This is a genomic window from Larkinella bovis, from assembly GCF_042655385.1.
In the GTDB taxonomy this organism is placed as follows: domain Bacteria; phylum Bacteroidota; class Bacteroidia; order Cytophagales; family Spirosomataceae; genus Larkinella; species Larkinella bovis.
Genome location: NZ_JBHSMA010000004.1, coordinates 563,087 through 588,692 on the forward strand (window position 1 = coordinate 563,087; position 25,606 = coordinate 588,692).

The 25,606-nt window shown below is 51.3% G+C and carries 23 protein-coding genes; 5 read left to right on the forward strand and 18 right to left on the reverse strand.

All coding sequences use genetic code 11. The features are described from left to right. Positions 1 to 61 precede the first annotated feature (61 nt). The 3 genes from ACFPMF_RS16415 to ACFPMF_RS16425 all read right to left on the reverse strand — a co-directional run bounded on the left by ACFPMF_RS16415 (position 62) and on the right by ACFPMF_RS16425 (position 3,212). On the reverse strand, positions 62 to 898 hold the full coding sequence (locus ACFPMF_RS16415; protein WP_379847080.1) for a phytoene/squalene synthase family protein: 837 nt from the start codon (positions 896 to 898) through the stop codon (positions 62 to 64). A gap of 73 nt (positions 899 to 971) precedes the next feature. Further along, positions 972 to 2,450 (reverse strand): phytoene desaturase family protein, encoded by a 1,479-nt coding sequence (locus tag ACFPMF_RS16420; RefSeq protein WP_379847082.1) that lies wholly within the window; start codon positions 2,448 to 2,450, stop codon positions 972 to 974. A 249-nt stretch (positions 2,451 to 2,699) separates the two neighbouring features. Next, positions 2,700 to 3,212: an RNA polymerase sigma factor gene (locus ACFPMF_RS16425; protein ID WP_379847084.1), complete on the reverse strand. Its 513-nt coding sequence runs from the start codon at positions 3,210 to 3,212 to the stop codon at positions 2,700 to 2,702. A 503-nt stretch (positions 3,213 to 3,715) separates the two neighbouring features. Here ACFPMF_RS16425 and ACFPMF_RS16430 point away from each other — a divergent pair. Further along, entirely contained in the window at positions 3,716 to 5,935 is a 2,220-nt protein-coding gene (locus ACFPMF_RS16430; protein ID WP_379847086.1) for a TonB-dependent receptor, read from the forward strand. 129 nt (positions 5,936 to 6,064) lie between these two features. On the opposite strand, the gene ACFPMF_RS16435 is transcribed toward ACFPMF_RS16430, so the two are convergent. Both ACFPMF_RS16435 and ACFPMF_RS16440 read right to left on the reverse strand, forming a co-directional pair. Further along, the gene (locus tag ACFPMF_RS16435; RefSeq protein ID WP_379847089.1) at positions 6,065 to 6,895 is read right to left on the reverse strand and encodes an SDR family oxidoreductase; all 831 of its coding nucleotides are present in this window, start codon (positions 6,893 to 6,895) and stop codon (positions 6,065 to 6,067) included. Further along, positions 6,892 to 8,319 carry a serine hydrolase domain-containing protein gene (locus ACFPMF_RS16440; protein ID WP_379847092.1) on the reverse strand — a complete coding sequence of 476 codons (1,428 nt, stop codon included), beginning with the start codon at positions 8,317 to 8,319 and terminating at the stop codon, positions 6,892 to 6,894. Before ACFPMF_RS16440 ends, ACFPMF_RS16435 begins: the two co-directional genes overlap by 4 nt. A 413-nt stretch (positions 8,320 to 8,732) precedes the next feature. Here ACFPMF_RS16440 and ACFPMF_RS16445 point away from each other — a divergent pair, with 413 nt between their 5' ends. Both ACFPMF_RS16445 and ACFPMF_RS16450 read left to right on the forward strand, forming a co-directional pair. Beyond that, on the forward strand, positions 8,733 to 9,476 hold the full coding sequence (locus ACFPMF_RS16445) for a hypothetical protein (protein ID WP_379847095.1): 744 nt from the start codon (positions 8,733 to 8,735) through the stop codon (positions 9,474 to 9,476). A 91-nt stretch (positions 9,477 to 9,567) separates the two neighbouring features. Beyond that, a complete protein-coding gene (locus tag ACFPMF_RS16450; RefSeq protein ID WP_379847098.1) occupies positions 9,568 to 10,185 on the forward strand; it encodes a DinB family protein in 618 nt (205 codons plus the stop codon). 44 nt (positions 10,186 to 10,229) lie between these two features. Here ACFPMF_RS16450 and ACFPMF_RS16455 read toward each other — a convergent pair whose 3' ends face one another. The 10 genes from ACFPMF_RS16455 to ACFPMF_RS16500 all read right to left on the reverse strand — a co-directional run bounded on the left by ACFPMF_RS16455 (position 10,230) and on the right by ACFPMF_RS16500 (position 18,940). Then, positions 10,230 to 11,762: an OmpA family protein gene (locus ACFPMF_RS16455; protein ID WP_379847214.1), complete on the reverse strand. Its 1,533-nt coding sequence runs from the start codon at positions 11,760 to 11,762 to the stop codon at positions 10,230 to 10,232. Positions 11,763 to 12,225: 463 nt separating this feature from the next. Further along, positions 12,226 to 12,780 carry an LOG family protein gene (locus ACFPMF_RS16460; protein ID WP_379847101.1) on the reverse strand — a complete coding sequence of 185 codons (555 nt, stop codon included), beginning with the start codon at positions 12,778 to 12,780 and terminating at the stop codon, positions 12,226 to 12,228. A gap of 75 nt (positions 12,781 to 12,855) precedes the next feature. Then, on the reverse strand, positions 12,856 to 13,632 hold the full coding sequence (locus tag ACFPMF_RS16465; RefSeq protein WP_379847104.1) for a hypothetical protein: 777 nt from the start codon (positions 13,630 to 13,632) through the stop codon (positions 12,856 to 12,858). A gap of 51 nt (positions 13,633 to 13,683) precedes the next feature. Continuing rightward, entirely contained in the window at positions 13,684 to 14,022 is a 339-nt protein-coding gene (locus ACFPMF_RS16470) for a phage holin family protein (protein WP_379847107.1), read from the reverse strand. Positions 14,023 to 14,119: 97 nt separating this feature from the next. Then, on the reverse strand, positions 14,120 to 14,725 hold the full coding sequence (gene hisIE / locus ACFPMF_RS16475) for a bifunctional phosphoribosyl-AMP cyclohydrolase/phosphoribosyl-ATP diphosphatase HisIE (RefSeq protein WP_379847110.1): 606 nt from the start codon (positions 14,723 to 14,725) through the stop codon (positions 14,120 to 14,122). 2 nt (positions 14,726 to 14,727) lie between these two features. After that, positions 14,728 to 15,489: an imidazole glycerol phosphate synthase subunit HisF gene (hisF, locus tag ACFPMF_RS16480; RefSeq protein WP_379847113.1), complete on the reverse strand. Its 762-nt coding sequence runs from the start codon at positions 15,487 to 15,489 to the stop codon at positions 14,728 to 14,730. A gap of 108 nt (positions 15,490 to 15,597) precedes the next feature. Beyond that, a complete protein-coding gene (hisA, locus tag ACFPMF_RS16485) occupies positions 15,598 to 16,317 on the reverse strand; it encodes a 1-(5-phosphoribosyl)-5-[(5-phosphoribosylamino)methylideneamino]imidazole-4-carboxamide isomerase (protein ID WP_379847116.1) in 720 nt (239 codons plus the stop codon). A 76-nt stretch (positions 16,318 to 16,393) separates the two neighbouring features. Continuing rightward, a complete protein-coding gene (hisH, locus tag ACFPMF_RS16490) occupies positions 16,394 to 16,993 on the reverse strand; it encodes an imidazole glycerol phosphate synthase subunit HisH (protein ID WP_379847119.1) in 600 nt (199 codons plus the stop codon). A gap of 176 nt (positions 16,994 to 17,169) precedes the next feature. Next, positions 17,170 to 17,844: a hypothetical protein gene (locus ACFPMF_RS16495; RefSeq protein WP_379847121.1), complete on the reverse strand. Its 675-nt coding sequence runs from the start codon at positions 17,842 to 17,844 to the stop codon at positions 17,170 to 17,172. Between the two features lie 169 nt (positions 17,845 to 18,013). After that, positions 18,014 to 18,940 (reverse strand): DUF72 domain-containing protein, encoded by a 927-nt coding sequence (locus ACFPMF_RS16500; RefSeq protein WP_379847123.1) that lies wholly within the window; start codon positions 18,938 to 18,940, stop codon positions 18,014 to 18,016. A gap of 180 nt (positions 18,941 to 19,120) precedes the next feature. On the opposite strand from ACFPMF_RS16500, the gene ACFPMF_RS16505 reads away from it, so the two are divergent. Next, positions 19,121 to 21,796 (forward strand): valine--tRNA ligase, encoded by a 2,676-nt coding sequence (locus ACFPMF_RS16505; RefSeq protein ID WP_379847125.1) that lies wholly within the window; start codon positions 19,121 to 19,123, stop codon positions 21,794 to 21,796. Between the two features lie 95 nt (positions 21,797 to 21,891). On the opposite strand, the gene ACFPMF_RS16510 is transcribed toward ACFPMF_RS16505, so the two are convergent. Then, positions 21,892 to 22,998 carry an OmpA family protein gene (locus ACFPMF_RS16510; protein WP_379847127.1) on the reverse strand — a complete coding sequence of 369 codons (1,107 nt, stop codon included), beginning with the start codon at positions 22,996 to 22,998 and terminating at the stop codon, positions 21,892 to 21,894. A 209-nt stretch (positions 22,999 to 23,207) separates the two neighbouring features. Here ACFPMF_RS16510 and ACFPMF_RS16515 point away from each other — a divergent pair, with 209 nt between their 5' ends. After that, positions 23,208 to 23,729 (forward strand): D-glycero-alpha-D-manno-heptose-1,7-bisphosphate 7-phosphatase, encoded by a 522-nt coding sequence (locus tag ACFPMF_RS16515; protein WP_379847129.1) that lies wholly within the window; start codon positions 23,208 to 23,210, stop codon positions 23,727 to 23,729. Here the strand turns inward: ACFPMF_RS16515 and ACFPMF_RS16520 are convergent, their stop codons facing one another. Both ACFPMF_RS16520 and ACFPMF_RS16525 read right to left on the reverse strand, forming a co-directional pair. Then, on the reverse strand, positions 23,730 to 23,861 hold the full coding sequence (locus tag ACFPMF_RS16520) for a hypothetical protein (RefSeq protein WP_379847131.1): 132 nt from the start codon (positions 23,859 to 23,861) through the stop codon (positions 23,730 to 23,732). A 67-nt stretch (positions 23,862 to 23,928) separates the two neighbouring features. Then, a complete protein-coding gene (locus tag ACFPMF_RS16525; RefSeq protein WP_379847134.1) occupies positions 23,929 to 25,413 on the reverse strand; it encodes a type III PLP-dependent enzyme domain-containing protein in 1,485 nt (494 codons plus the stop codon). Between the last annotated feature and the right edge of the window lie 193 nt (positions 25,414 to 25,606).

Genomic DNA, 25,606 nt, shown 5'->3' on the forward strand with positions numbered 1-25,606 from the left:
GGATTCGGGATCCGGTGTGAGACGTTTGGCAGAAGGATTTTTTTCGGTTCGGGATGCGATTTTATATCCCACTCCAGCGAAACCGCATATAAGTTTGCGCCAGCAGCGCGATTTTTTTCATATCGGGCACACGCACCCGTTGCTCCTGAATCTTTGACGCGGGGACCTGTTTGATTTTGTTAAACAGAGTCAGATAATACGTATAGGCCAGATGCACGCCCATACGTGCCCCGCGCGGAAGTTTCACAATGCCGGCATAGGCATCGTCGAAATCGCGCTGAATATCCTGCTCGATCAGGCGCTTGGCATCTTTGGTAAATTCGTTAAAGTCGACACCGGGAAAATACACGCGGCCCCGATCCACGTAATCGCTTTTAAGATCGCGCAGAAAATTTACTTTCTGAAAAGCGGCCCCCAGCTTGCGGGCCGGTTCTTTCAGTTGGTCAAACATCGCCCGGTCGCCTTCGCAAAACACCCGCAGACACATCAGCCCCACGACTTCCGCCGACCCGTAGATGTATTCCTGGTAGCGGTTTTCGCAGTAATCATTATAATATAAGTCCATTTCCATGCTTTTCAGGAACGCATCGATCAAGGTCCGCTCGATCCCGTATTCCTTCACAACCCGCTGAAACGCGTGCAGAATGGGGTTCAGGCTAATCCCCTCCTCCAGGGCTTCGTAGGTGTCGGCCCTGAATTTTTCCAGCAAACGCTTCTGGTCGTATTCATAAAACGTGTCCACAATTTCGTCGGCATAGCGCACAAAACCGTAGACGGCGTAAATCGGAAAGTGGAATTTACGGTCCAACGTTTTAATTCCCAGCGTGAACGAAGTGCTGTACTGTTCGGTAATTAGCTTGCTGCATTCTACCGCGGTTCGATGGAATAACTCAATCATAAAGGGTTGTTGCTACGCTGCCGGACTCTGGTCCCCGAAACAGCTATTCGTACATTCATCGTAAGACACCTTCTTACCCAAATTCTTTGGCCACTTCGTCGGCGACCACCAGCCCCGAAATCAGCGAGGGCGGAACCCCCGGTCCCGGTACCGTCAATTGACCCGTGTAAAACAAGTTGTTGACCCGTTTGTTCTTCAAACCCGGTTTTAAAATCGCTGTCTGCCGGAGCGTATTCGCCAGCCCGTACGCGTTTCCCCGGAAAGCGTGGTAGTCGGCAATGAAATTGCTGTGGGCGTAGCTCCGTTTAAAAATGACGTGATCGCGGATCGATTCGCCCACGTACGCTTCCAGCCGATCCATCACTAGTTCATAATACCGCTCCCGCGTTTCTTCCGGGTCGTTCAGGTCCGGCGCCACCGGAATCAGAATGAACAAATTTTCCATCCCGGCCGGAGCCACCCCCGGATCGGTTTTCGACGGGGCCGAAACGTAAAACAGCGGTTTCGTCGGCCACTGCGGTTTTTCGTAAATCTCGAAGGCGTGCTGCCCGAAATCTTCGTCGAAAAACAGGTTATGGTGCTGCAAACGCGGCACCCGCCGGTCAATGCCCAGGTAAAACAGCAGCGACGACGGGGCCATCACCCGGCTATTCCAATACCGGTCATCGTAATTCCGGTAATCAGGAGCCAGCAATTTGCTATCGACGTGCTGGTAATCGGCGCCGGCCACTACGATGTCCGCTTCGAAAGCTCCCTGATACGTCTCCACCGTTCTGGCACTACCATTTGTTACGGTAATTTGTTTTACCGGGTGGTTCAATACGATTTCCACCCCCTTTTCTTCGGCCAGTTTCACCATCGCTTTCACGATTTCGTGCATCCCGCCCATCGGATACCAGGTTCCCATCGAAATCTCGGCGTAGTTCATCAGACTGTACATCGCCGGGGTGTTTTCGGGCGTGGCTCCGAGAAACAGGATGGGAAATTCCATCAGCTGCAACAGCCGTTCGTTGCTGAAATATTTGCGGACGTGGCTGGAAAACGATTGAAAAACATCCAGCCGCAACACGTCCTGCAACAATTTCAGACTCATAAATTCCGATACCCGCCGACTGGGTTTCCAGACAAACTGGTTGATGCCGACCTCGTATTTATAGGCCGCCTGTTTCAGAAAATCGAGCAGGCGTCGGCTGGCACCCGGTTCCATGTTTTCAAAAACCGCCTGTAGATTGTCGACACCGGCGGGCACATTGACCGCATCATCCGCCCCGAAAATAACCGCGTACGACGGATCGAGCCGGACCAGCTGGTAATAATCGGACGGTTTTTTACCAAATCGGCCAAAATACGTTTCAAACACATCGGGCATCCAGTACCAGCTTGGCCCCATGTCGAACGTAAAACCACTATCCTGAAAAACCCGCGCCCGGCCTCCGGCCTGCGCATTCTTCTCCAGCACCGTAACCCGAAAACCCTTGTCGGCCAGACTGGTAGCGGCCGATAAACCGGCAAAACCGGCACCTATCACAATAACATGCTTCGCTCTCGCCATACACATCCGACGAACTCGTGAATCCGTCTCCATTACATTTAGATGGGTAATAAACACAAAAAAGACGGATTGAAAAATCCGCCCCTATCCAAACCAAAAAAGTTAGACGGAAACCATCTAACTTTTCGGAACCTTCCTCTTTTTTAACCAAAAACTACTCAATCAATGTCTTTAAGAAGTCAGACAAGAGAATAAAGAAGTAACTAATAAGAAAAAGTCTTTACTCTCTTGTCTTGCCTCTTTTCTCTATTACGCCTGATAAGCGTAAACTTTCAGTCGGTCTTTCAGTTCTTTACGGGCAATGTGGATGCGGTTTTTCACCGTTCCGATGGGGATGTCCAGCCGGGCGGCAATTTCGTGGTATTTAAACCCACGGAAGTGCATCATAAACGGCGTCCGGTAGGTATCATCCAGGGAGTTCACCGCCCGATTGATATCGTCCTGCGCAAATGACGAGTAAGCCAGATTATCGGTGCTGCTTTCCGTCGAGTTGATATAGTGCAGGTTGTCCGTCGTATCGATGAACGTATTTTTCCGCACCATGCGCTGGTAGTTGGTGATGAACGTGTTTTTCATGATGGTATACAACCACGCTTTCAGGTTCGTACCATCCGTGTATTTATCGCGATTTGTGAAGGCCTTCAGTAAGGTATCCTGCAATAAGTCATTCGCGTCTTCAACATCTTTCGTCAACCGCAGTGCAAATGGTTTCAGCGACTTTGAAACTTTGCCGATGTTGTAGGTAAATTCAAGTGCTGTCATGATTTATAAGTCGTTTTGTGTTGAACCAAGTCTGCTTATCTACTAGTCAAGAATGCAACCAAAAAGACGAATCATTCAAATTATACACACCAACCTACAAATAAAGTACTAATTATCAGCGATTTAATAAAATCGAATTGAGGAAATGGGACCCCTGTGCCAAAGAATGTCAAGGAACGATCTGTGGTGATATTTCCACAGTGTGTGGAATCATGCACCACACCTTGTTTAACTTTCACCAAAATTAGTTAAACAAAACTTAAAAACAAGCTTTTGGGGTGCCAATTCCAGCTCCGCCAATTGTCCTTAAATCCGAAGAAAAGTTAGCTACACTTGCAACTATGTTGCAAAATAACGTACTTTTGCACCATCGTTATTTTTGTAACTCTCTGAAAGTGAACGGATCCAGGCGGATTATTTTTTTGGGGTTTGTAGGGTGGCTTATAGTGGGAATCCAATTCCCCACTTTCGGGCAGCCGCCCTGCGATTGTTTCATAAAAGGTGTGGTACTGGATAAGGACAGTCGCCAGCCCATCCCCGGGGCGGCAGTTTTTGTGCGGGAACTTCAGAAAGGCACCGTTACCGACGCCAGGGGGCACTACCGGATCGATCAATTATGCCAGGGCAGCTATACCCTGGTCAGCCGCATCCTGGGCTATAAGGAAATTGCCCAGCCGGTAACGCTGGTGCATACCGCCGAAGAAAACGTGCTGCTCACCGAAGACGATATTCATTTACAGGATGTGACTGTAACGGCGCAACGGGCCGCAGCCCTGAACAGCCAGACGGTTTCGCAGCTGGAAGGCAAAGCCCTTGACCAGACCCGCGGTCAATCGCTCGGCGACGCCCTGCGCAACGTCACGGGCGTCACAACCCTCCAAACCGGCTCATCCATTGCCAAACCGGTTATTCACGGGATGCACAGCAACCGCGTTCTGATTCTCAACAACGGCATCCGGCAGGAAGGCCAGCAGTGGGGTTCGGAACACGCGCCCGAAATCGACCCGTTTATAGCCAATCGGCTTACCGTCATCAAAGGAGCTGCGGGCGTTCGGTTTGGTTCCGATGCCATCGGCGGAGTGATTCTGGTGGAGCCCGCCCCCCTGCCCACGACCCAAACCGTGCACGGCGAACTGAATCTGGTCGGTTTCAGTAATGGTCGACAAGGTGTGGTATCACTGCAAACCGAAGGCGGTTTTGGCAACGGCTTCGGCTGGCGGGTGCAGAGCACGCTCAAACGGGGCGGCACCAGTCGAACACCCACGTATTTTCTGGACAATACCGGTATGGCGGAGCAAAATTTCTCAGCCGCGCTGGGATACCGAAAAAACCGGTTTCGCACAGACCTGTATTACAGCCGGTTCGCCACCAAACTGGGCATTTTTTCGGGATCTCATATCGGAAGTCTGAGCGACCTGCAGGCCGTACTGGAAAACGGCAAACCGTTCGTTCAATCCGGTTTTTCGTACACCATCGGGCGGCCCTACCAGCAAATCACGCACGATTTATTGAAATGGAAAACCGCCTGGAAACCGGCCGCCGGGGGCGATCTGAGCCTGACGCTGGCCCGGCAGTTCGACAATAGGATGGAGTATGACCTGCACCGGCCCAAAAACGATTCGCTGGCGGCCCTGAACCGGCCCGAACTCCGGTTCCGGCTCACGACGTATACGGGCGATCTGGTTTTTGAGCACAAACCCGTGGCCGAAAAACTTACCGGCAGTCTGGGCATCAGCGGTTTTTACCAGTTTAACATCATGAACGGGCGGCCCCTGATTCCGAACTTCCGGACCTACAATGCCGGTATTTTCTGGATTGAAAAACTGAAACGGAATCGCTGGGAATACGAAGCCGGGCTGCGGTACGATTACCGGCACATGCAGGTTTTCCGGTACGAAAACCGGGTGCTGGAAAAACCGGTGTTTGTATTCCGAAATTTTTCGGGCACTGTGGGCGCAACCTATTCGCTCACGGACCAATGGGCGATGCGCTTCAATGCCGGAACGTCCTGGCGCGCGCCCAACGTGAGCGAGCTTTTCAGCGACGGGGTGCATCATGGCGCAGCGGCTTACGAACTCGGCGACCGCACGCTTCGGCCCGAAATGGCTTATAATCTGAGCCTAAATAGTGAATATAGTAGCCCCAACGTACAGGCCGAAGTCGGTTTTTTCTACAACACCATCCGGGATTATCTGTATCTGAAACCGCAGTCCGAACCTGTTCTGACGATTCGGGGTGCTTTTCCTTCGTTTAAATACACCCAAACTGATGCCTTATACGCCGGTCTGGATGCCAGCGTCAGTGCGGTTTTGCTGCCCAAACTGCGGGGAACCTCTAAAGTATCACTCCTGCACGTGCAGGATCTGGTGCTTGATCAGCCGATTGTGATGACGCCCCCGAACCGCTGGGAAAACAGTCTGCGCTACGATGTTAAGACGTGGGGCCGTTTGCAGGACGTTTTCGTGGGGGTAGGCAATGTCTGGGTAGCCCGGCAAAACCGGGTGCCGCCCAAGAGTGATTTCCTGCCGCCCCCGCCCGCTTATTCGCTCTGGAATCTGACCGCCGGTTTGACGGTCCCCGTCTCCAAAAAACACACGCTGGACATTGGCCTGACGGTTACCAATCTGTTCAATACGGTTTACCGCGACTACCTGAACCGCTTCCGGTATTATGCCGATGATCCGGGCCGGAATGCATCCGTGCGGCTGAAGTGGACGTTTTAACGCTGGGCAGGATTTCAAATCCTGCCCCAACCTGCCGCCGATTTGCAATCGGCATCCCGTGTACGTTAAAATGCCGATTACAAATCGGCGGCAGATTCGTTCGGGATTTGAAATCCCGAACAGCGGCAGTTACAGCGCGTAATAAAACGCCAGCGGATCGGCGTATTGGAACGAATACCCCAGCGTTTTGATCAGTTTGGCCGAACTCACCATTTTGAAAGGAGCCGGTTCCGCCGGTTCGGCAAACGTCGGCGTTTCGTAGCCAAAAGCCTCGCAATTTCTGCGGTAAATGGCCTCCCGCGTGGGGTGTTCGGGCGCCACGACGTTGAACGTCTGGCCCGGTTGCGGCTGCGTCAGGAACGCTTCGATGATCCGAACACCGTCGTCGCGGTGAATATAATTGACCGGAATCGATCCCGTGGTCAGGCCCTGTTTTCCGGCCACATACCGACCGGGTAGCCGGTTATAGCCCAGCAAACCGCCAAACCGCAGCACCGTCGAATTTCCCAGCGCCAAAATGATCTGTTCGGCTTCGACAAAAGCCGGCGAAATGGATTGCTCCGGTGTAATGACATCTTCTTCGACCACTTCGCGGTTCAGATCCGGATAGATTGAGGTCGAACTCACATAAATGGTATACGGGCGCTTGGCTCCGGTTTGCTGCAGCGCATCGGCCACCGCCTGAATCTGTTGCGGATGAAACTGATCGCCCTGCTGACCGGCTTTGGGCGGAATGTCGATAATCAGCGCGTCCGTATCCAGAAAATCCAGCAAATCGTCGCCTTCCGGCTCCGGGCTGAAGCGCAATGCGTACGGTTTAATGCCCCGCTTCCAGAAAATGGGTAGCTTTTCCGGGGAGGTCGTGCTTCCCTTGACCACATGGCCCTTGTCCAGCAATGCTTCGGCCAGCGGAAAACCCAGCCAGCCGCACCCTAAAATACTGATGGTGTTTATATTCATGGGGTGGGTCCTTCAGCAAGTTTTTGAAATCCTCCTATTAATTCTTCAATGGGGTTTTGGCTGTTGGTCAGCAGCACAACGGCGGTTTGGCGTGACGGATTGAACCCCACGTACGTCACAAAACCGCCCGTTCCACCCTGGTGCCAGAACCAGGGATTGGGATTGTCCGACTGGCTATGCCAGCCCAGCCCAAGGGCGGTTTTACCATTTACAAATGTGGTCTGCTGGGTTGTTTTCATCACCTCCACCAGCTTTTTAGGCCCTTTCCCCAACTCCGCTTTCAAATACGGTATTAAATCCGCAACGGACGATCGAATGCCGCCCGCACCGACCAGCGACTGAAACTCCCAGGGCGAAGCCGGATTTCCTTTTCCGTCGTAGCCCTGCGCAAACCGTTTTTTATCACTTTCATTCAGCGTAATGACCGTATGCGCCATACCGAGCGGTCTGGCAATCCGTTCCTTCACCAATTCCTCGTACGGTTTTTTATGGACCGTTTCCAGAATGGTTCCCAATAGCCCAACCGCCAGATTGGAATACTCGTATTCCTGACCTGGCTGACGCGTCAGGGTGGCGGTTTTCAGGTATGTATACAGCAATTTCCGGTCATAATGTTTATACGGATTAGCCATATCGGTGGCGGTCACCAACAAATTCGCCGGTAGCCGGGGCAAACCGGAAGTGTGATTGGCCAGGGTTTTGATAGTCACCGCAATTCCGTCCTTTTGCAGCTTCGGAATGGAATCGGGAAGGTACATGTTCACCGGATCGTCGAGTTTGACCAGTCTGCGCTGCACGGCATCGGCCAGCAGCGTGGCCGTGAATGTTTTGCTGATCGAGCCAATTTCGAACAGGGTGTTGACGTCAGGCAGCTGGCCATTGCCCTTGACGGTTTCACCGTAGCCATACGTAAACAGGCTATCGTTCCGCAGTATGCCGATGCTAAGTCCGACAGTAGTGGCTTTTTTGATGTAAGCCTGCGCCACCGCATCGATCTGCTTATCCAGGGCGGTTTTGAGCGGGTTACTGGTCAAAACCGCCGAGGTTTTGTCGGCGATGTCGGCTTCATACGGCTTGAACAGGAAGGTATGGATCCGGCCGGTTTTGTCGCGGCTGATGTAAAAATCGATTAGGGCTTTCTCAAAAGTGGCCTTATAACGCGCTACTCCACCCTGCACACTTCGCCGTTCGGCCGATTGCCAGCGGCCCAGCTGGGCGCTCAAACGTTGGTAAACCTGCGCGAACTGGGCCACCGAAAGCCGCGTGTGGGCTTCGTTACCCATCAGGGCGTAAACCGAATCCGGTTGCTGATTGTTGAAATACCGTTTGGAAAGATCGGTCAGCGAGTCGAGAGAAACGGTTTCCGGCGTTTGGGCCAGGGCTGAAAAACCGATCAGGCAAAAAAGGTATAATACGTATTTCATGAAGGCGGGGATTTAGCCCAAAAATACACGGTTCCACTGAAAACGGTTTTCGGACTCCGTCTTTTGCCCTACTATTCAGCGATAATTTTCGTAAGCGGATGCGTCATTTCAAATAATGTGCTTCAAGCAGATTGGCTATTTCGAATTTCGACGGCGCCCCTCCCGAACAACTTACCCAGCACAGACGACCGGCTCCAACCAGATAAAGTTCCATTTCGCCTACCAACGCACGCAGAGGATTCACTAGAACTATTTATAAGCATTATCGAAATTCAACCGAATAAAGGCTATAAATAACGGCATAGTATTTGTAGTTTATACTAAAATATATAACTTCATAACCATTAGGCGATGCCTGCGCTTTGCCGAAGCACCTTAGCAAATTTATAAATCACCGTAACTATCTGTAAATCATGAAAGAGGATGTGGAGCCAATACCGGGCATTTACAACTACTGTGACTCGTGGTGCGAACGTTGCCCGCTAACGAAACGGTGCCAGAATTTTGCCTTACAATATCCTAACGGCTTGAACCAGCCGACGCTAAACGCCGATACGCTGGTGAATCGGTTGATGGAAACGCTCGAGTTAACCAAATCCTATATTCACAAAGCCCAGCAGCAACGCCTGCTGCCCGAAGCGAAAAGGCTCCGGCAGGAAACCCAGGCCGCCGGTTTGACCAACCACGAAACAGCCCACCACCCGCTGGCAACCCTGTGTGATACCTACCTGAGCCAAACCGCTGCCTGGCTCAAACACGAGAAAGATTTGCTCGAACAGGCCGGTCATCAGCAGGTATTTGAAACCAACCTGGGCCTGCGGACAGAAGACGAAGCCCTGGCATTGCTCAATCGGCTGAAAGATGCCTGGGAAACCATCAAGTGGTACCGGACGCTGATTCCGGTTAAGGTGGTTTCGGCCCTGCAAATCACCAACGGCAATCCCGATGCAATGCTGCAGGCCTATTTCAACGGCAAGGCCAAACTGGTGCTGGTCAGCGTCGATCAGTCGCTGCTGGCGTGGCACACGCTGCTGGAAACCTATCCCGAAAAAACCGACGATGTGCTGGACATGCTGGTGCTGCTCGACCGCATCCGGCGGCACATGGAAATGGCGTTCCCCGAAGCCCGGAACTTCCGGCGACCGGGTCTGGATTAGCTTTCCGGCGGTGCGACAATGTCGCAAACATACAATGCCATCGTTTCGGTGCACCGTAGTTTTGAGGCTTCAACCAAAACAAGGACACACCATGAAACGCATCGCCATTATTCTCTTCATTTTATTGCCCACCGTCCCCATTTGGGGCCAGTCGCCAACCCGGCTCTGGACAACAGCCGACCAGCAGTATACGGTCGAGAACCTGAAACGGACCCGCGACGAGCTGGTCCGCGAAACCGCAACCCTGACCGACGCCCAGTGGCATTTCCACGAAACACCCGAACGCTGGTCGATTGCCGAAATCGTTGAACACCTGGCCCTTTGGAAAATCATCTGGGCGCGCGAAATCAGCATCGGAATGCGCAATAAACCGCAGCCGGAGTTGAATCAAACGAGTCGTCCCGACAGTTACTATAAAAATTTTATCATGGAAGATAAACCCCACCAATCACCGGATTTGTCGAAACCGACCGGTTTTATTCGGGGAAAAGATAACCTGACGTTTTTCCTGCAGCATCGCGAACAGGCCATCGCCTTTGCGGAAAAAACCACCGCCGACCTGCGGGCACAGTTCGAATTCACGGCGACTGGCGACAACCCGCGGAACATGCACCAGGTGTACCTTTACCAATGGGGCCATGTCGACCGGCATCTGCGGCAAATCCGGAAAGTGAAAGCCCATCCGACTTACCCGAAAGACGCTAATTGATTGTTACGCAGGGCTTATCCGAGAACCCTGCGTAACACCTTCCGTTATTTCTTTTTAATCACAAACTCCACCCGTCGGTTAGTCTGGCGTCCTTCTTCGGTATCGTTGGTGGCAACCGGTTTTCCTTCACCGTAGCCTTTGCTGGCCACGCGATCGGGTTCGATGCCTTTCCCGATGAAATATTCACGCACGGCGTCGGCCCGGTCCTGGGAAAGTTTCAGGTTCAGTTCGTTGGACCCGGTATTATCGGTATGCCCACCGACTTCCACGCTCATTTTCGGATTTTCATTGAAGGTAGTCACCATCCGGTCCAGTTCCGGGAAGGATTCATCGCGCAGGGTAGCTTTTCCAACATCGAAGAAAATGTTGTTGAGCCGCACGGCCCGACCCACTTCAATCGGAATCAGGTTCAACTCCTTGCCTTTGATTTCCTGAAACCCTTTGGTTTCGGTCAGGTCGATGTTGCCGCCTTCGGAAATAAAATTCGGAGCCACGGCCCGCATTCCGTATTTTTTACCGTAAGGCAACACAATTTTGTATTCACCCGTCAACGGGTCGGAGGTGGCTTCCCCCGCTTCGGTTCCGTCGGGCAGTGTTTGGTAGATCACCCGGGCTTCAATAGGTTTGCCGGTTTTCTGATCAATGATTTTTCCGCTCACAATCACCACCGGATCGGGGCGGGTTTCCACCGGCACCGTCGTGTTGTTCGGATTCGTGTCGTCAATTAGTTTGATACGCACAATATCGCCTTTGCCCAGCGTGTTCTTAAAACTTGTCATGTAGGCATATTCGCCCGAAGCGGCCACAGAATAATAGGCATCATACCCCTCCGTATTGATCGATGGCCCCAGGTTCACCGGTTTCGACCAGTGCTTCCAGGTTTTATCCACGCGCTTGGCAACGTAAATATCATTGCTGCCCGATCCGCCGGGCCGGTCGCTGGAGAAATACAGGGTAGCCCCATCGGCGGCCAGAAAAGGTGTTGTTTCGGTGCCGTTGGTATTGATTTCCGGACCCAGGTTCATCGGTTTGCTCCACGAACCATCTTTTTGCCGGAAGCTGACGTAAATATCATCCTCCTTGCTATTCTTTTTCTCGCTGAACGCCATGATCAGCACTTTGCCGTCGGCCGACAAATACCCGCAGTCGTACTGCCCTTTGCTGATTCGGTCGTAACCGGGAATGTTCAGTTTTTGGGGAGGCGACCAGCCATTGGCCGTTCGTTTGCTGGCCGAAAAACCGCGTGTTTCGTAATTTCCGTTGTTATAAGCCCCCTTGATCAGCATCGTATTGCCGTCGGGTGTAATGCTGTATGCGCAATTATACTCATCTTTATTGAGCGGGGAGGCCATACGCCGGGCGGGGCCCCAGACATTATTCTGGCCCAGTTCCGAATACCAGATATCCTGACTGCCCTTCGTACCATGGGTATTCTGGGGATGGCTAATCCGGGCAAAATACAACGTCCGCCCGTCCGGTGAAATGACGGGGTTTACTTCATTATATTCAGAATTGACCTGATTTCCCAGACTTTCTGCCTTCAATGCCGGGTTTTGCTGGGCGAAAGCCAACGGCATTATAAGGCCCAAAAGTCCAATAAACGCACACTCCCGAAGTTTCATGGGCTACGGTGTAGAAGTTAATAGAAGTAGAACGACGGACTCCTTCGAATTAGTTTATCAAATGAACTACCAAATCGAGTGCCAGAGGTAATAACCGGCCTGTTTTTTGCTGTAACTATTTATCACATAAAGTTTGTAGACCTCTTTTTTATGTCAATTTTTTTCTAAACTTTATACCCGTATTTATATTTAGTAACATGGAGCCATCCCAAAAGAGGAAAAAGAAACACGTGCTTTTACCTGCCGTGACCTCCTACCGCGATCTGATTCGTGTGCTGGTCAATGTGCTACTGTGTCTGACGGGTTTGGTTTGCAGCTTTATCTATATCACTAACGGCCTGATAATGGGCTGGTTACTACTGTCGGTTTTTACTTTTTTTCTGTTCGTACAATTTTCCAAGCCGACCGATTACGATATTTAACGCTCCTGCTCCCAGGAGTTCTTCATTTTATCCAGCAGTTCATCCGCCGTTTCGGCAACCATAAGTAATTCCCGGCCTTCGGCTTTCAGGAAACCATCATCTACCATCCTGTCCAGTTGCTGAAGTATTAAATCGTAAAAACCGTTGATGTTCAAAAGGCCGACCGGGCCATCGTACAGCCCAAGTTGCCGCCAGGTCAGAATCTCGAAGAGTTCGTCGAAGGTACCATAGCCCCCGGGCAACGCAATCACGCCGTTGGCCAGTTGGACCATTTTGAACTTGCGTTCGTGCATGGTTTCCACAAAATGCAGCTCGGTCAGCGTTTGGTGGGCAACTTCCAGCGCGGCCAGAAAGTTGGGAATCACGCCCGTCGCCTGGCCGCCATTCGACAAAACGGCATCGGCCACGGCCCCCATCAGGCCTATGTTCCCGCCCCCATAAATCAGTCGGATTTCGTTTTCGACGAACTTTTCGCCCAATTCCCGGGCCACTTCTTTATAAAGCGGATTCGTACCGGGACTCGAGCCGCAGTAGACAACAATGCTTTTCATTCCACAAAAATACGATTGTGAACCGGCTTTTCGTGAAAGGAGGGTTAATAATGACTACCGAAAACCGCCGATTCTTTATTTCGCCAGCGTATTGCTGAGCGCCTGCCAGTCGATTTTCTTCACGATTTCGTTGGCCACATCGAACGGTGCTTTGATCGTCACAATGATATTTTCGATCATCGTACCGCCTTTCTTGTACGAATAATGATAGAGTTTGTCGCCCCGCGGATTTTTCTGCAAATTATTTTTCCAGTTACCCAGCAACACCACGGTTTCCGGCCGGGCGGTAATGCCGGCTTCGTTAGGTTTTAGAATGATCTGGAGGGCGAGCGGAGCGCCTTTCACGGGGATGACTTTGTAGGAAGCCGCAAACCGGTTACTGATGGGTTCCTCAACCCGGTAATTGCCCGCATTCATCTCGACGTTGATATCAACCATCGATTTGGCCAGATCGCTCGCCCGGTTTGGGTCCGCTTCGCGGTAGACGGAATCCGTACTCATCACAAACGAACGCTGTTGCTGGGTAAACGTGTCGCCGATGGCTTTGGCACTGTCGGCACGGGCTTTCTGCCGGCTGGCGGCCGATGCCTGAATAAAGGTCAGATCGTAGCGATCGCCACAAACCCGGAAAATCTTGCCGTATTCATCGCTCAGTTCCAGGTTCCCGAGCGAATGACGCTCGTCGAAAACCTGCCAATTTCCTGCCGGGGGATTATTCCTGAACTGGTTCTGTAATTCCCTGACCACTTTTTCGTAAGCCGCATTCTGCGCGGGGGTGGCGGGGTCGCATTGGCCGAAAACCGTAGTTGCAAACCCTAAAAAAGTGACGATCAGTCCAATGAATCCTTTCATAACCATTTCAGTTTTAAGGAAAACCCGTGAATCTGCAAAAGGTTATAAAAATCAGTCGCCGATGATGGAGTCGATCAGCCAGGTAACGATGGAAACGACAATACTGAAGAGCAGGGCCGCAATGAACCCGTCGACGCGAAAACCGCCCACCAGGTAATCCGTCAAATAGACCATTAATACGTTGATGACCAGGTAGAACAGCCCCAGGGTCAGGATAGTAATGGGAATGGTCAGAAAAACCAGAATCGGTTTCAGAAAAGCATTGAGCAACCCCAGAACAATCGCGACAATTAAAGCGGTCCCGAAACCGTCGACACCGACGCCAGGAATGAGGTAACTGGCGACCAAAACAGCCACCGCGCTGATAAGAATTCGGATGATCAGACCCATAGTGCGTATAAAGATTAACGTTTGACGGCTAAAGTTGTATGAAAAAATACCCAACTCCAACCTTCAAACCGGAAACTTTAACGCATTGTTTGCTGGCCTACTTCGCGTGTCGTTGCTGCAAAACCGCAATGATCTCATCCAGATCGATATTTTTCTGTTCGAGCAGGATCAAATAGTGATAGAGCAAATCAGCAGCTTCGCCCTTGAACAGGTCGTCGTTGGTATCTTTGGCTTCGATCACCAGTTCCACGGCCTCTTCGCCTACCTTCTGCGCAATTTTATTGACCCCTTTTTTAAAAAGAGACGCCGTATACGAACCTTCCGATGGGTTTTCTTTCCGATCCCGAATCACGCTTTGCAAATAATTCAGGAACAGCCCTTTCCCCCGATTGACTTCCTCAAAGCAGGTATCCGCGCCCGTATGGCAGGTTGGTCCGGCGGGCTGGGCTTTGATGAGCAGCGTGTCGCCGTCGCAGTCCACGAGGATTTGTTTGACATGCAGGAAATTGTTGGAAGTCTCGCCCTTGGTCCAGAGCCGTTGTTTGCTGCGGCTGAAAAACGTGACGACGCCTTCTGTTTTGGTTTTTTCGTAGGCGGCCTGGTTCATGTAGCCCAGCATCAGCACCTTGCCCGTTTCGGCGTCCTGCACAACGGCCGGAATTAAGCCATCGGTATTTTTTGAAAAATCTATTTCGGTAGTCATGATCAATCCGTTAAACGAACTTCGATTCCTTTATTTCGTAAATACGACTTCAAAGCCGGGATTTCGATTTCCTTGAAGTGAAAAATACTGGCGGCCAATCCGGCATCGGCTTTGCCGCTCGTGAAAACCTCCACAAAGTGCTCCATCGAACCGGCTCCGCCCGAGGCAATGACCGGAATATTAGCCGTGCCGGAAATCTGTGCCGTCAGTTCGAGCGCAAAACCGGCTTTGGTTCCGTCGGTATCCATCGAGGTCAGCAGGATTTCGCCCGCACCCCGGTTTTCGATTTCTTTCGCCCACGGAATCGTCCGGATTTCAGTCGGTTTCCGTCCGCCGTGCGTATGAACAATGTGCTCGCCGTTTACAAACCGGGTATCGATCGCCACCACAATACACTGACTGCCAAACTCCTGCGCCAGTTCATCAACCAGCGCCGGATTCCGCACCGCCGACGAGTTGATCGACACCTTGTCGGCCCCGGCATTGAGCAGCGCCGACACGTCGGCTTTCGACGAAATGCCGCCCCCGACCGTAAACGGAATGTTGACGACATGAGCCACTCGCCGGACGAGATCAATCAGCGTCTTGCGCTCATCGACCGTGGCCGTAATGTCCAGAAAAACCAGCTCGTCGGCACCTTGTTTCGCGTAAATGGCTCCCAGTTCTACCGGATCACCCGCGTCGCGCAGGTTAACAAAATTGGTGCCTTTCACCGTCCGACCATCTTTGATGTCGAGGCAGGGAATAATGCGTTTAGTAAGCATAGGTTGTGGGCTGTTTCGCGGAGTTGAGCGGAGTCTAAAAGAGTTAAGCAGAGCCTCCGCGTACCTCTGATTCCCTCCGCTTAACTCCGCGAAATAACTTACTGATTCTCATTTTAAAAATTTCGATAACTCCTTCAGCGTCACCCGGCCTTCGTAAATCGCCTTCCCGACGATCGTGCCAAACACGTTCATGTCGGCCAGCACCTCCAGATCCTGCATATTGCTGACGCCCCCGCTGGCGATGATGTTCAGCCCCGGACACTGTTCCTGCAAATTGCGGTACAGCTCGAACGACGGCCCTTGTAGTAAACCGTCTTTGGCGACATCGGTACTAATGACGTAACGAATGCCTTTTTCAACGTAGCCCGCCACAAAATCATACACCCAGACCTCGGTGGATTCTTCCCAGCCACTGACGGCAATTTTTTCGTTTTTGGCATCGGCACCCAGAATGATTTTCTCCGGCCCGTGCTGACTCAACCAGCGTTCGAATACATCCGGTTTTTTGACGGCAATGCTGCCACCCGTAACCTGTTTGGCTCCGCATTCGAACACAATCCGCAGGTCGTCGTCAGATTGAACCCCACCGCCAAAGTCGATGTGCAGCCGGGTTTTACTGGCAATCAGTTCCAGTACTTTCCAGTTCACGACGCGTTTTTCTTTCGCACCGTCGAGATCCACCAGGTGAAGGCGCGTCAAACCGGCATCTTCAAACTGCTGGGCCACTTCCAGCGGACGGGCATTGTATTCTTTTTTCTGGCTATAATCGCCCTGGGTGAGTCGAACGGCCTTGCCTTCAATCAGGTCGATGGCGGGTATAATGTGCATTTCTTTAGACAAAAGAGGTAAGACAAAAGAGGTAAGACAAAAAAGAGCAAGACGGTTTTCGTCTTTATTCTCGTGTCTAACTTCTCGTGTCTATTTTCAAAAAATTCTCCAGAATTCGCTGGCCGACGTTCCCGCTGATTTCGGCGTGAAACTGGGCCGCATAAAAATTATCTTTCTGTAACATGGCACTGAACGGCCGAACGTATTCGCAAACCGCCGTGGTTTCGGGACAGACGTCGGCGCAGTAGCTATGCACAAAATACACGTAGGCCTGGTCCGGCAGACCTTCGGTCAGCGGTCCTTTCAGATCGGTCAGGCTGTTCCAGCCCATGTGCGGCACCTTAAAACCGGGTTGGGCCGGAAACCGCCGGACATCCACATCGAAAACGCCCATGCAGGTGGTATCGCCTTCTTCCGAATACCGACAAAGCAGTTGCATCCCGACGCAGGTGCCCAAAACCGGTTGTTTCAGGGACGGAATCACCTGATCCAGCCCCCGTTCGCGCAGGTAGGCCATGGCCGTGCTGGCTTCGCCGACGCCGGGAAAAATCACTTTGTCGGCCGAACGAATTTCGGCTTCGTCGTCGGTCAGCAGGTAGCTGGCGCCAATGCGATCCAGCGCGTACATCACCGACTGTACATTACCGGCGTTGTATTTGATAATGACGGTTTTCATAACAAAAAACCCGGTTCGTGGCAGAACCGGGTTTGGTATCGGGAATTCGTTGTTTCTTTCTTCAACCCCAAAAACGCATCCGTTCTGCCGTATTAGCTGACAGAATGATGATGGTAACGGACGGTTTTGGCGGAATTCATGCGGCAAAGGTAAACCGACCGGCTATAAATTCAAAATTACTTGCAGCTTGTCAGTACTTCAGCCGCCAGTTTTTTCGCCAGTTCCTGGTTGGCTTTTACATCCGTTCCCGTCAAGGCCGTTACTTTAAACGTTGTCCGTCCCTTCAAAACAACAAGCTGGCTGCTTGTTAAATCCCAGGCTGCGGCATCACCCACACCCACGATAGTTTCGTAGCCTTGCGTACTGATCAGCGTGTTCCCTACGGCGTTACCGGCAGCCTGTCCCGTTTTTGTAGCGCCATTCTCTTTAAGTTTTTTATCTATCAACGCTGCCGCTTGTTGTTTTTCGGCTTCAGTAGCCGTGCGGTAAAAGCTCTTAAAATACGTAACGGGGTCTGGATAACGTTTGGTGTCCACCTCATTGATCCAGGCCAGGCCGATGCGGTTATCATCCGGAACCTCCATTTGCCTTCCTGCTACCGTCATTTTCCGGATACGCCCACTTTTCCAGATATATTCATAAGTGTCGCGTTTGGCGTATTTGGGGTCTGATTTTCGATATTTCAATTCTGCATTCGACAGATCACCTTTGTAATGTTTCTGAATGATTGCGAGCGGGAGCAGTTGATCCATTTTAGTCTGGTACCCCAGAATACAATCTTGAGCATGACCAGGTAATCCGGTTGCCAGAAGGGCTAGAACTCCAATAAGTAGCTTTATTTTCATACTCATGCGTCGGATTGGGTTAGCCTTAATGGGTTATTTCGTTCCGTTAGCGACGGGTTGGAACCTATTAGCAATCCGAAATGTAAATATGTCAATTTAATACCAATAGTCTTATATTTTCTGTTTTTTTAACGCTGATTTTCTCGAATAAAACTTCTCATTATCAAACCATTGGCTAAAACAAACTGCCCTGAACAACCGCCGGCCGAATAGTAGGTTCCTGGAGATTTAGTCCGCAAACCGCATTCAGCCGCTGGACCCAGTACCGAATCAGTTCAGGAGCCGTATCATTTTCCTCCCCGCCGTGAATAAACAAATAGGCCCTTTGCAAGCCTCTACCAAACCAGCCGTTCAGCCGCTGGACCCAGGCATCGGTTCGTTCGTAGTCGGTCCGGTGGCCTTCGTTGGCCACAAACCGCAACACCAGCGTTGGGCTGGTCAGGCTCATGTGCAGCACGTCGCGCCGGCCGGCCACGTCGGTAATGACCAGATCGCGGTGCAGGGCGCACATGCGTTCGAGCGTCCGTTGCCAGATGGCTGGCTGGCGAAACCAGTCCGGGTGCCGGAATTCCACGGCGACTTCCAGATCGTCGGGCAGGTTTTTCAGGTAATTTTCCAGAATCGGCCATTTGTCGGGGCCAAACGTTGGCGGCAGTTGCAGAAACGTGGTGCCCAGAAACTCTTCCAGACTTAAAACCGCATTGACAAACTCCTCCGTTAGCGACTCGGCGGCCACCAGGGCCCGGTCGTGGCTGATGGCCTGCGGAAATTTCGGGCAATACACAAACCGCGGGCGAATGGGTGAATTAGCAGCCTCAGCTTTCCACTTTTCGATCATGCCTGGCGTCGGAATCTGGTAGTGCGTACTGTTCAGTTCGATGGTATTGAACTGCTGGGTATAATAGTGCAGAAAGTCCCGCTCTTTGGCCTGCGACGGGTAAATCCGGCCCACATAGGTTTTGTTGGCCCAGAGTGGCCCCCCAATGTAGACCTCCGGCGACGCTGTGGGTTCGACCTTGTCCCAAACCGTCTGGTTGAACGGCGAATCCGGTGGCAATGTAAAGTCAACGGGATCGACAGTAGGCAATTTTCCAAAGTCCATACGCGCAAAAGGATGGTAGTGTGAACGTAAAACTACCAAATCCGGTGTTTCGTTTTCGCACCCGTTCCGAATTGACTAATTTTGTGGAAGAAATAGACAAGAGAGCATAGACAAGAGATAAAAGATTTATGGAAAGTAAAAGTCTTTTATCTCTTGTCTTACTTCTCACATCTCATTGACATGATCTCAAAGACCTATAATCCGAAAGACATCGAGGATAAGTGGTACCAGTATTGGCTGGAAAACCGCTTTTTTCATTCCACCCCCGACGAGCGCGAACCGTATACCATCGTTATTCCGCCCCCGAACGTCACGGGCGTACTGCACATGGGACATATGCTGAACAACACGATTCAGGATGTGTTGATCCGGAAAGCGCGGATGCAGGGCAAAAACGCCTGCTGGGTGCCGGGAACCGACCATGCATCCATTGCGACAGAAGCGAAGGTGGTGGCGATGCTGAAGGATCAGGGCATTCGTAAACAGGACATTGGCCGGGAGAAGTTCATTGAACACGCCTGGGAATGGACGCATAAATACGGCGGCATCATCCTGAAACAGCTTCGGAAACTGGGCGCGTCCTGCGATTGGGACCGGACACGCTTCACGATGGAGCCGGTTTTGTATGACGCTGTGATCGATACCTTCGTGGACCTGTACAACAAAGGCCAGATTTACCGGGGCGTCCGGATGGTGAACTGGGACCCGCAGGGCCGGACGGCGGTTTCGGACGAAGAGGTTCTGACGAAGGAAGTACAACAGAAGCTGGTTTATATCCGGTATGAAATCGCAGCGAGCCGGGCGCATGGAACCGAGGGCGACGAAAATCCCGACTACATTACCATTGCCACGGTTCGGCCGGAGACGATCATGGCCGATGCCGCCATTTGCGTCAACCCGAACGATGAGCGGTATACGCATCTGCACGGCAAAAAAGCCCTGATTCCGCTGATCAACCGCGAAATTCCGATCATTACCGATGAGTATGTGACGATGGATTTCGGGACCGGTTGTTTGAAAGTGACGCCCGCCCATGACCCGAATGACTACGAGCTGGGCATCAAGCACAAACTGCCGGTAATCGACATTCTGAACGATGACGGTACGCTGAACGAAAAGGCGCAGATTTACGTCGGTCAGGACCGGTTTGCCGCCCGGAAAGCCATTATCAAAGAACTGGAAGAAAAAGGCTATCTCGTCAAATCGGAAGAGTACAAATCCAACGTCGGTTTTTCAGAACGGACCAATGCGGTTATTGAGCCGAAGCTCTCGCTGCAATGGTTTCTGAAAATGAAGGAGCTTTCAAAACCGGCGCTGGAGAATGTCATGAACGATACCGTTCAATTGCATCCGTCGAAGTTCAAGAACATGTACCGTTCGTGGATGGAGAACGTGCACGACTGGTGCATCAGCCGCCAATTGTGGTGGGGGCACCAGATTCCGGCGTTTTATATGAAAGACGGCACCATCATCGTTGCCAAAACCAAGAAAGACGCCCTGCGGATTGCCCGCGACAAATACCAGTTGTTTGCCCTGAGCGAAACCGATCTGACGCAGGACGAAGACGTGCTGGACACCTGGTTTTCGTCGTGGCTCTGGCCCATGTCGGTTTTTCTGCCGTCGAACGACCCGAACGATCCCAAAGCCGCCCCGGGCGATCTGGATTATTATTACCCGACGAATGATCTGGTGACGGCACCCGAAATTCTGTTTTTCTGGGTCGCCCGCATGATTATTGCGGGTTACGAGTACAAAGGCCGCGAACCGTTCCAGAACGTTTACCTGACCGGTATCGTGCGCGACAAGCAGGGCCGGAAAATGTCCAAATCGCTCGGTAACTCGCCCGATCCGCTGGACCTGATCGAGCAATTCGGGGCCGATGGCGTGCGGACGGGGATGCTATTCAGCTCACCGGCGGGCAACGACCTGCTGTACGACGAGAAACTGGTGGAGCAGGGCCGCAATTTCTGCAACAAAATCTGGAATGCCTTCCGGCTGGTGAAAGGCTGGAAAGTAAGTCCGGATTCGGCGGTTACCGAAAAACCGCTGGCGGTTTTGTGGTTTGAGTCAAAGCTGAACCAGACGTTGATCGAGTTGGAAGACCACTTCAGCAAATACCGGATGTCGGATGCCCTGCAAACGGTTTACAAATTGATCTGGGACGATTTCTGTTCGCAATACCTCGAAATGCTCAAGCCAGGCTACGAGCAGCAGGATCAGGTCCGGCCCATCGATCAGGTTACCTACGACGCCACGATTGATTTCTTCGAACGACTCATGAAGCTGGCGCATCCGTTCATGCCGTTCATTACGGAAGAAATCTGGCAGGAAGTCAGCGAACGAAAACCGGGTGAAAGCATTTGCGTCTCCGATTATCCGGCTGCCGGTATCGTTGACAAAGCGTTGCTGGCGGATTTCGACCTGCTGTTCGAAATCGTTTCAACGGTTCGGAACATTCGCAACAGCAAGCAGATCAGCCCGAAAACCGCCCTGCCGCTGGCGATCAAAACCGACGATGCGGCCCGTTTCCGGCCGCTGGAAAGCCTGATTCAGAAGCTGGCGGTTGTGTCCGACATTAGCTATGTTTCCGAAAAAACCGAAGGCGTTTCGTTCCTGATCAAAAGCACCGAGTTTTTTGTCAACATCGCCGGCGAAATCGATGTGGAACAGGAACGCGCTAACATCGAAAAAGAACTGACCTATACAAAAGGTTTCCTGGAGTCGGTGATGAAAAAGCTGTCGAACGAGAAGTTTGTCGCCAACGCCAAACCGGAAGTGATCGAACGCGAACGCCAGAAACTGGCCGACGCCGAAGCTAAAATCAAAACGCTGGAGGAAAATCTGGCGGCTTTATAATCGTCTTGAACCGGGATTCCACGGATTAAAGGATTAACTGGATTGGCTAACGCAATCTTTTATAGCCTCTTACTCCGTGGAACCCTGGTTCAGGATCAGGATGTTAAAATCTTCACCTCGACCCGCCGGTTGAGCCGCCTGGTTTCTTCGCGCGAATTGTCGGCGATGGGGCGGCTGCCGCCATAGGCCTGGGTTTGAATCCGCACCGGATCGATGCCGTTGTTGGTCAGGTAACTTTTGACGGCATCGACCCGCTTCTGCGATAAGGCCACGTTCAGTTTGGGATCGCCCACGTTGTCGGTATGGCCCGCCAGCTCAATTTCCATCGTTGGGTTCCGGGTCATGATAGCAACCAGCGAATCCAGTTCGGGATACGAAGTCGGTTCGATTTCGTACGCCGATTGTTTGAACAGAAGATTATTCAATCGATACGTCCGGCCCGCTTCAACGTTGGAGCCAAAATTTTCCACTTTTTCGGCCGGGGCCGGTTTAGGCGTTTTGCTGGGCGGAGCCTGGGCGACCACCGAATCTTTCGGCGCGGGGGTCGGAGCCGGTTTTTTAGCGGGTGGTACTGTTGGCTTGGCTTTAGCCGTTACAGCCGGTTTTTTAGCGGGTGGTACTATTGGTTTGGTTTTAGCCGTTATGGGCGGTTTTCGGGCGGGTGGTTTGGCATTTCGCATATCGTCTTTGTATACCATCACCCGGAGATCGTATACGTTGTACGGCCATTGAGAGTTCACTCTTCCAAACGGATCGGCGGGGTTGCGACGTCCTTCATAAAACTCAACATCCTCTTCAATCATGTTAACGGCGCGAACGTTCTTGTCCGGTCGTTCAAAGTGAATTTCGCAGGTAATTTTCATCACATCCCGGATTCGTACACCTTGTGGATTATCCAGAATATCAGCAATAAGTTCGCCGTCGGCAACAACGTTTTTTATATACAATAGTGCATATTCCTTTTTGCTTTTGGTATCATAGAGTCGCCAGCAATTGGGGTGACCAGGGCCGTAAATGGTAGCTTGCTGGGCATAGTCACGGTCTTCAACCGTGAAGTAAACGATCATTTTGTGGTTCGTATACTCCACTTTCAAAACCCGCCCTCCCGATTTTACATTCCGCTGGGGAGGATTCAGGTCGCGCTGGACAATTTTCGGTGCCTGAGCAACCAGTTGAGTAGCCAGCCCGACCAACCATAGCATCAATAACCCACGTTTCATCATGTCATTCATCCCATCTCGGTCGTTGTACTAGGATAACAGCGTGTTTCGGCACACTGTTTCAGTTACTTTTTACTAGTAAAAAGTAAAAAAATTATTCTTTTATTTCTATTTTATTGCAATTAAAGTTCTATTTGTAAAGAATTACGCGCGGACACGAATCATTCCGCCAAATAACGCATTTCCACACAATGAGCAAGTGTATTTTTCTGGACCGGGACGGTGTTCTGAACGAAGACCGGACAGATTATGTCTACCGGATCGAAGATTTTATTATTCCGAACGGAGTGGTTGAGGGCTTACAAATTCTGAAAGAGGCAGGCTATCTCCTGATTGTCGTGACTAATCAGGCGGGCATTGCGCGGGGCTTATACTCACGGAGCGACGTCATGCGGTGCCACCAATATTTGCAGGAACAATGTGGGAACCTGATCGACGATATTTATTACTGTCCGCACCATCCCGATTTCGACACGCAGTCGCTGCTGCGAAAACCGGACTCCCTGATGTTGGAAAAAGCCATCGCTAAATACAACATCGACGTTACCCAGTCGTGGCTCATCGGCGACGCGTTACGGGACATCCAGGCTGGTCAGCGCGTGGGAGTTCGCACCGTACACATTACGCACGAAATACCAAAGCCACCCGTTGGTGATCAACAGGCCCCCAATCTGCTGGAAGCGTCGAGAATGGTGGTTAACGCGACGTTTTAGTTACGCCACTTGCTCAACCGGAGCCGGTTGTTTGGGCTGCAACTGGCTGTCGTAGGCCGGACACGCTCTGCGGGCGCATGAACCGAGCGATACAAGAAGAGCCATACCGAACACAATACCTATCTTTTTCATTTTTATAGATGTTTTCTGTCCACAAAAACCGACCGGTTTTTGTGGACAGGGCAAAAACTGTGCTATTTTAATTTTCCTGTTTCTCCAATTCTTCCACAGGTTGCTCTTCCTCGGCGGCTTTGGCGGCATCAATTTCCAAGGTCACCGGCGTGGCGGTTTGCTGAAAGCCCAGAATTCTGAGCATCACTTCGCTATCCTGCTCGGGCGCAAAAAGCCGGGTGGTCAGTTTGCCTTCGCTATCCCGGTCCACAATAACGTGCTGCGGAGCCGGAATGAGGCAATGCTGAATGCCGCCGTAGCCGCCCAGTGACTCCTGGTAAGCACCCGTATGAAAAAAGCCAATATACTGATCTTCCGTATCCCGTTCAAAAATCGGAAGGTATAAATCGGCACTATGGGCTTCCGTATTGTAAAAATCATGCGAGTCGCAGGTCAAACCGCCCAGGTTAACTTTCTGGTAGGGATTGTCCCAGTTATTGACCGACAACATGATGTACTTCTGCCCTAAGCCCCACGAATCAGGCAGTTGTGTAATGAATGAACCATCAATCATATACCACAACTCCTTATCGTTCTGCAATTTCTGATCAATTACTTTGTATATAACGGCGCCACTCTCTCCTACCGTATAACTGCCGAACTCTGTAAAGATATGCGGCACCGGTACGTTGCTCTTGTTACAGATCCACTGGATGCTTTCCACGATCTGATCGACCATCGCCTGGTAGTCGTAGGTGAACTGGAACGAGGTCTGGATGGGCATACCGCCCCCGATGTCGATGGAATCCAGATCCGGGCAGATTTTGCGCAGTTCGCAGTATTTATACATAAACCGGCTCAGTTCGCTCCAGTAATAAGCGCTGTCTTTGATACCGGTATTGATGAAAAAGTGCAGCATCTTCAATTTGAACTTACCGCTGTTCTGAATTTTGGAGCGGTACAGTTCATTGATGTCGCTGTAACGAATGCCCAGCCGGGATGTATAAAAAGCAAAGTTCGGTTCCTCATCGGTCGCGATCCGGATGCCCAGATTAACGGTTTCGGCCGTTACCGACGTCTCGTACGCTTCGATTTCTTTCAGGTTGTCTAAAACCGGCACCACGTTGTAGCCGTCGTTGATCATCTCGCTGATGTACTGCGTATACAGTGGCCGCTTGTAACCGTTGCAGATGATAAACGTATTCTTGTCGATTTTTCCGTTTTTATACAATTCCCGGATAATCGGAATATCAAATGCTGACGAGGTTTCGAGGTGAATTTTATTCTTTAAGGCTTCTTCCAGCACAAAACGGAAATGCGAGGACTTCGTGCAATAACAATAGGTATACGTTCCCTTGTAATTATACCGCTTCATGGCGTTCTTGAACAACAGCCGGGCGTGTTCAATATGCTCGGTAATTTTGGGCAAATACGTCAGTTTAAGCGGTGTTCCGTACTGTTTGATGATGTCCATCAACGGAACATTGTTGAACAGCAAATTATTATTCTCCACTTTGAATTCGAGAGTCGGAAATTCAAAGGTCTGTTCGATCAGGTCGTTATAGCTTTTCATCCCTTCGGCAGAAGCATAAAAGAGTTTTGTTGGTTTTGAAAAAAGTCTGCGAAAATGCCATAAAAAGAGCAGCTTTGCAACGTGGCAGAAAGCTGTTTACAAAACAAAATGTAATACAGATCGGATGCCTGATTGGTAAGCTGCTGCGTGGATGACGACTCGCAGTAGGAAAAACGTAAAAACGGGGGTTTTG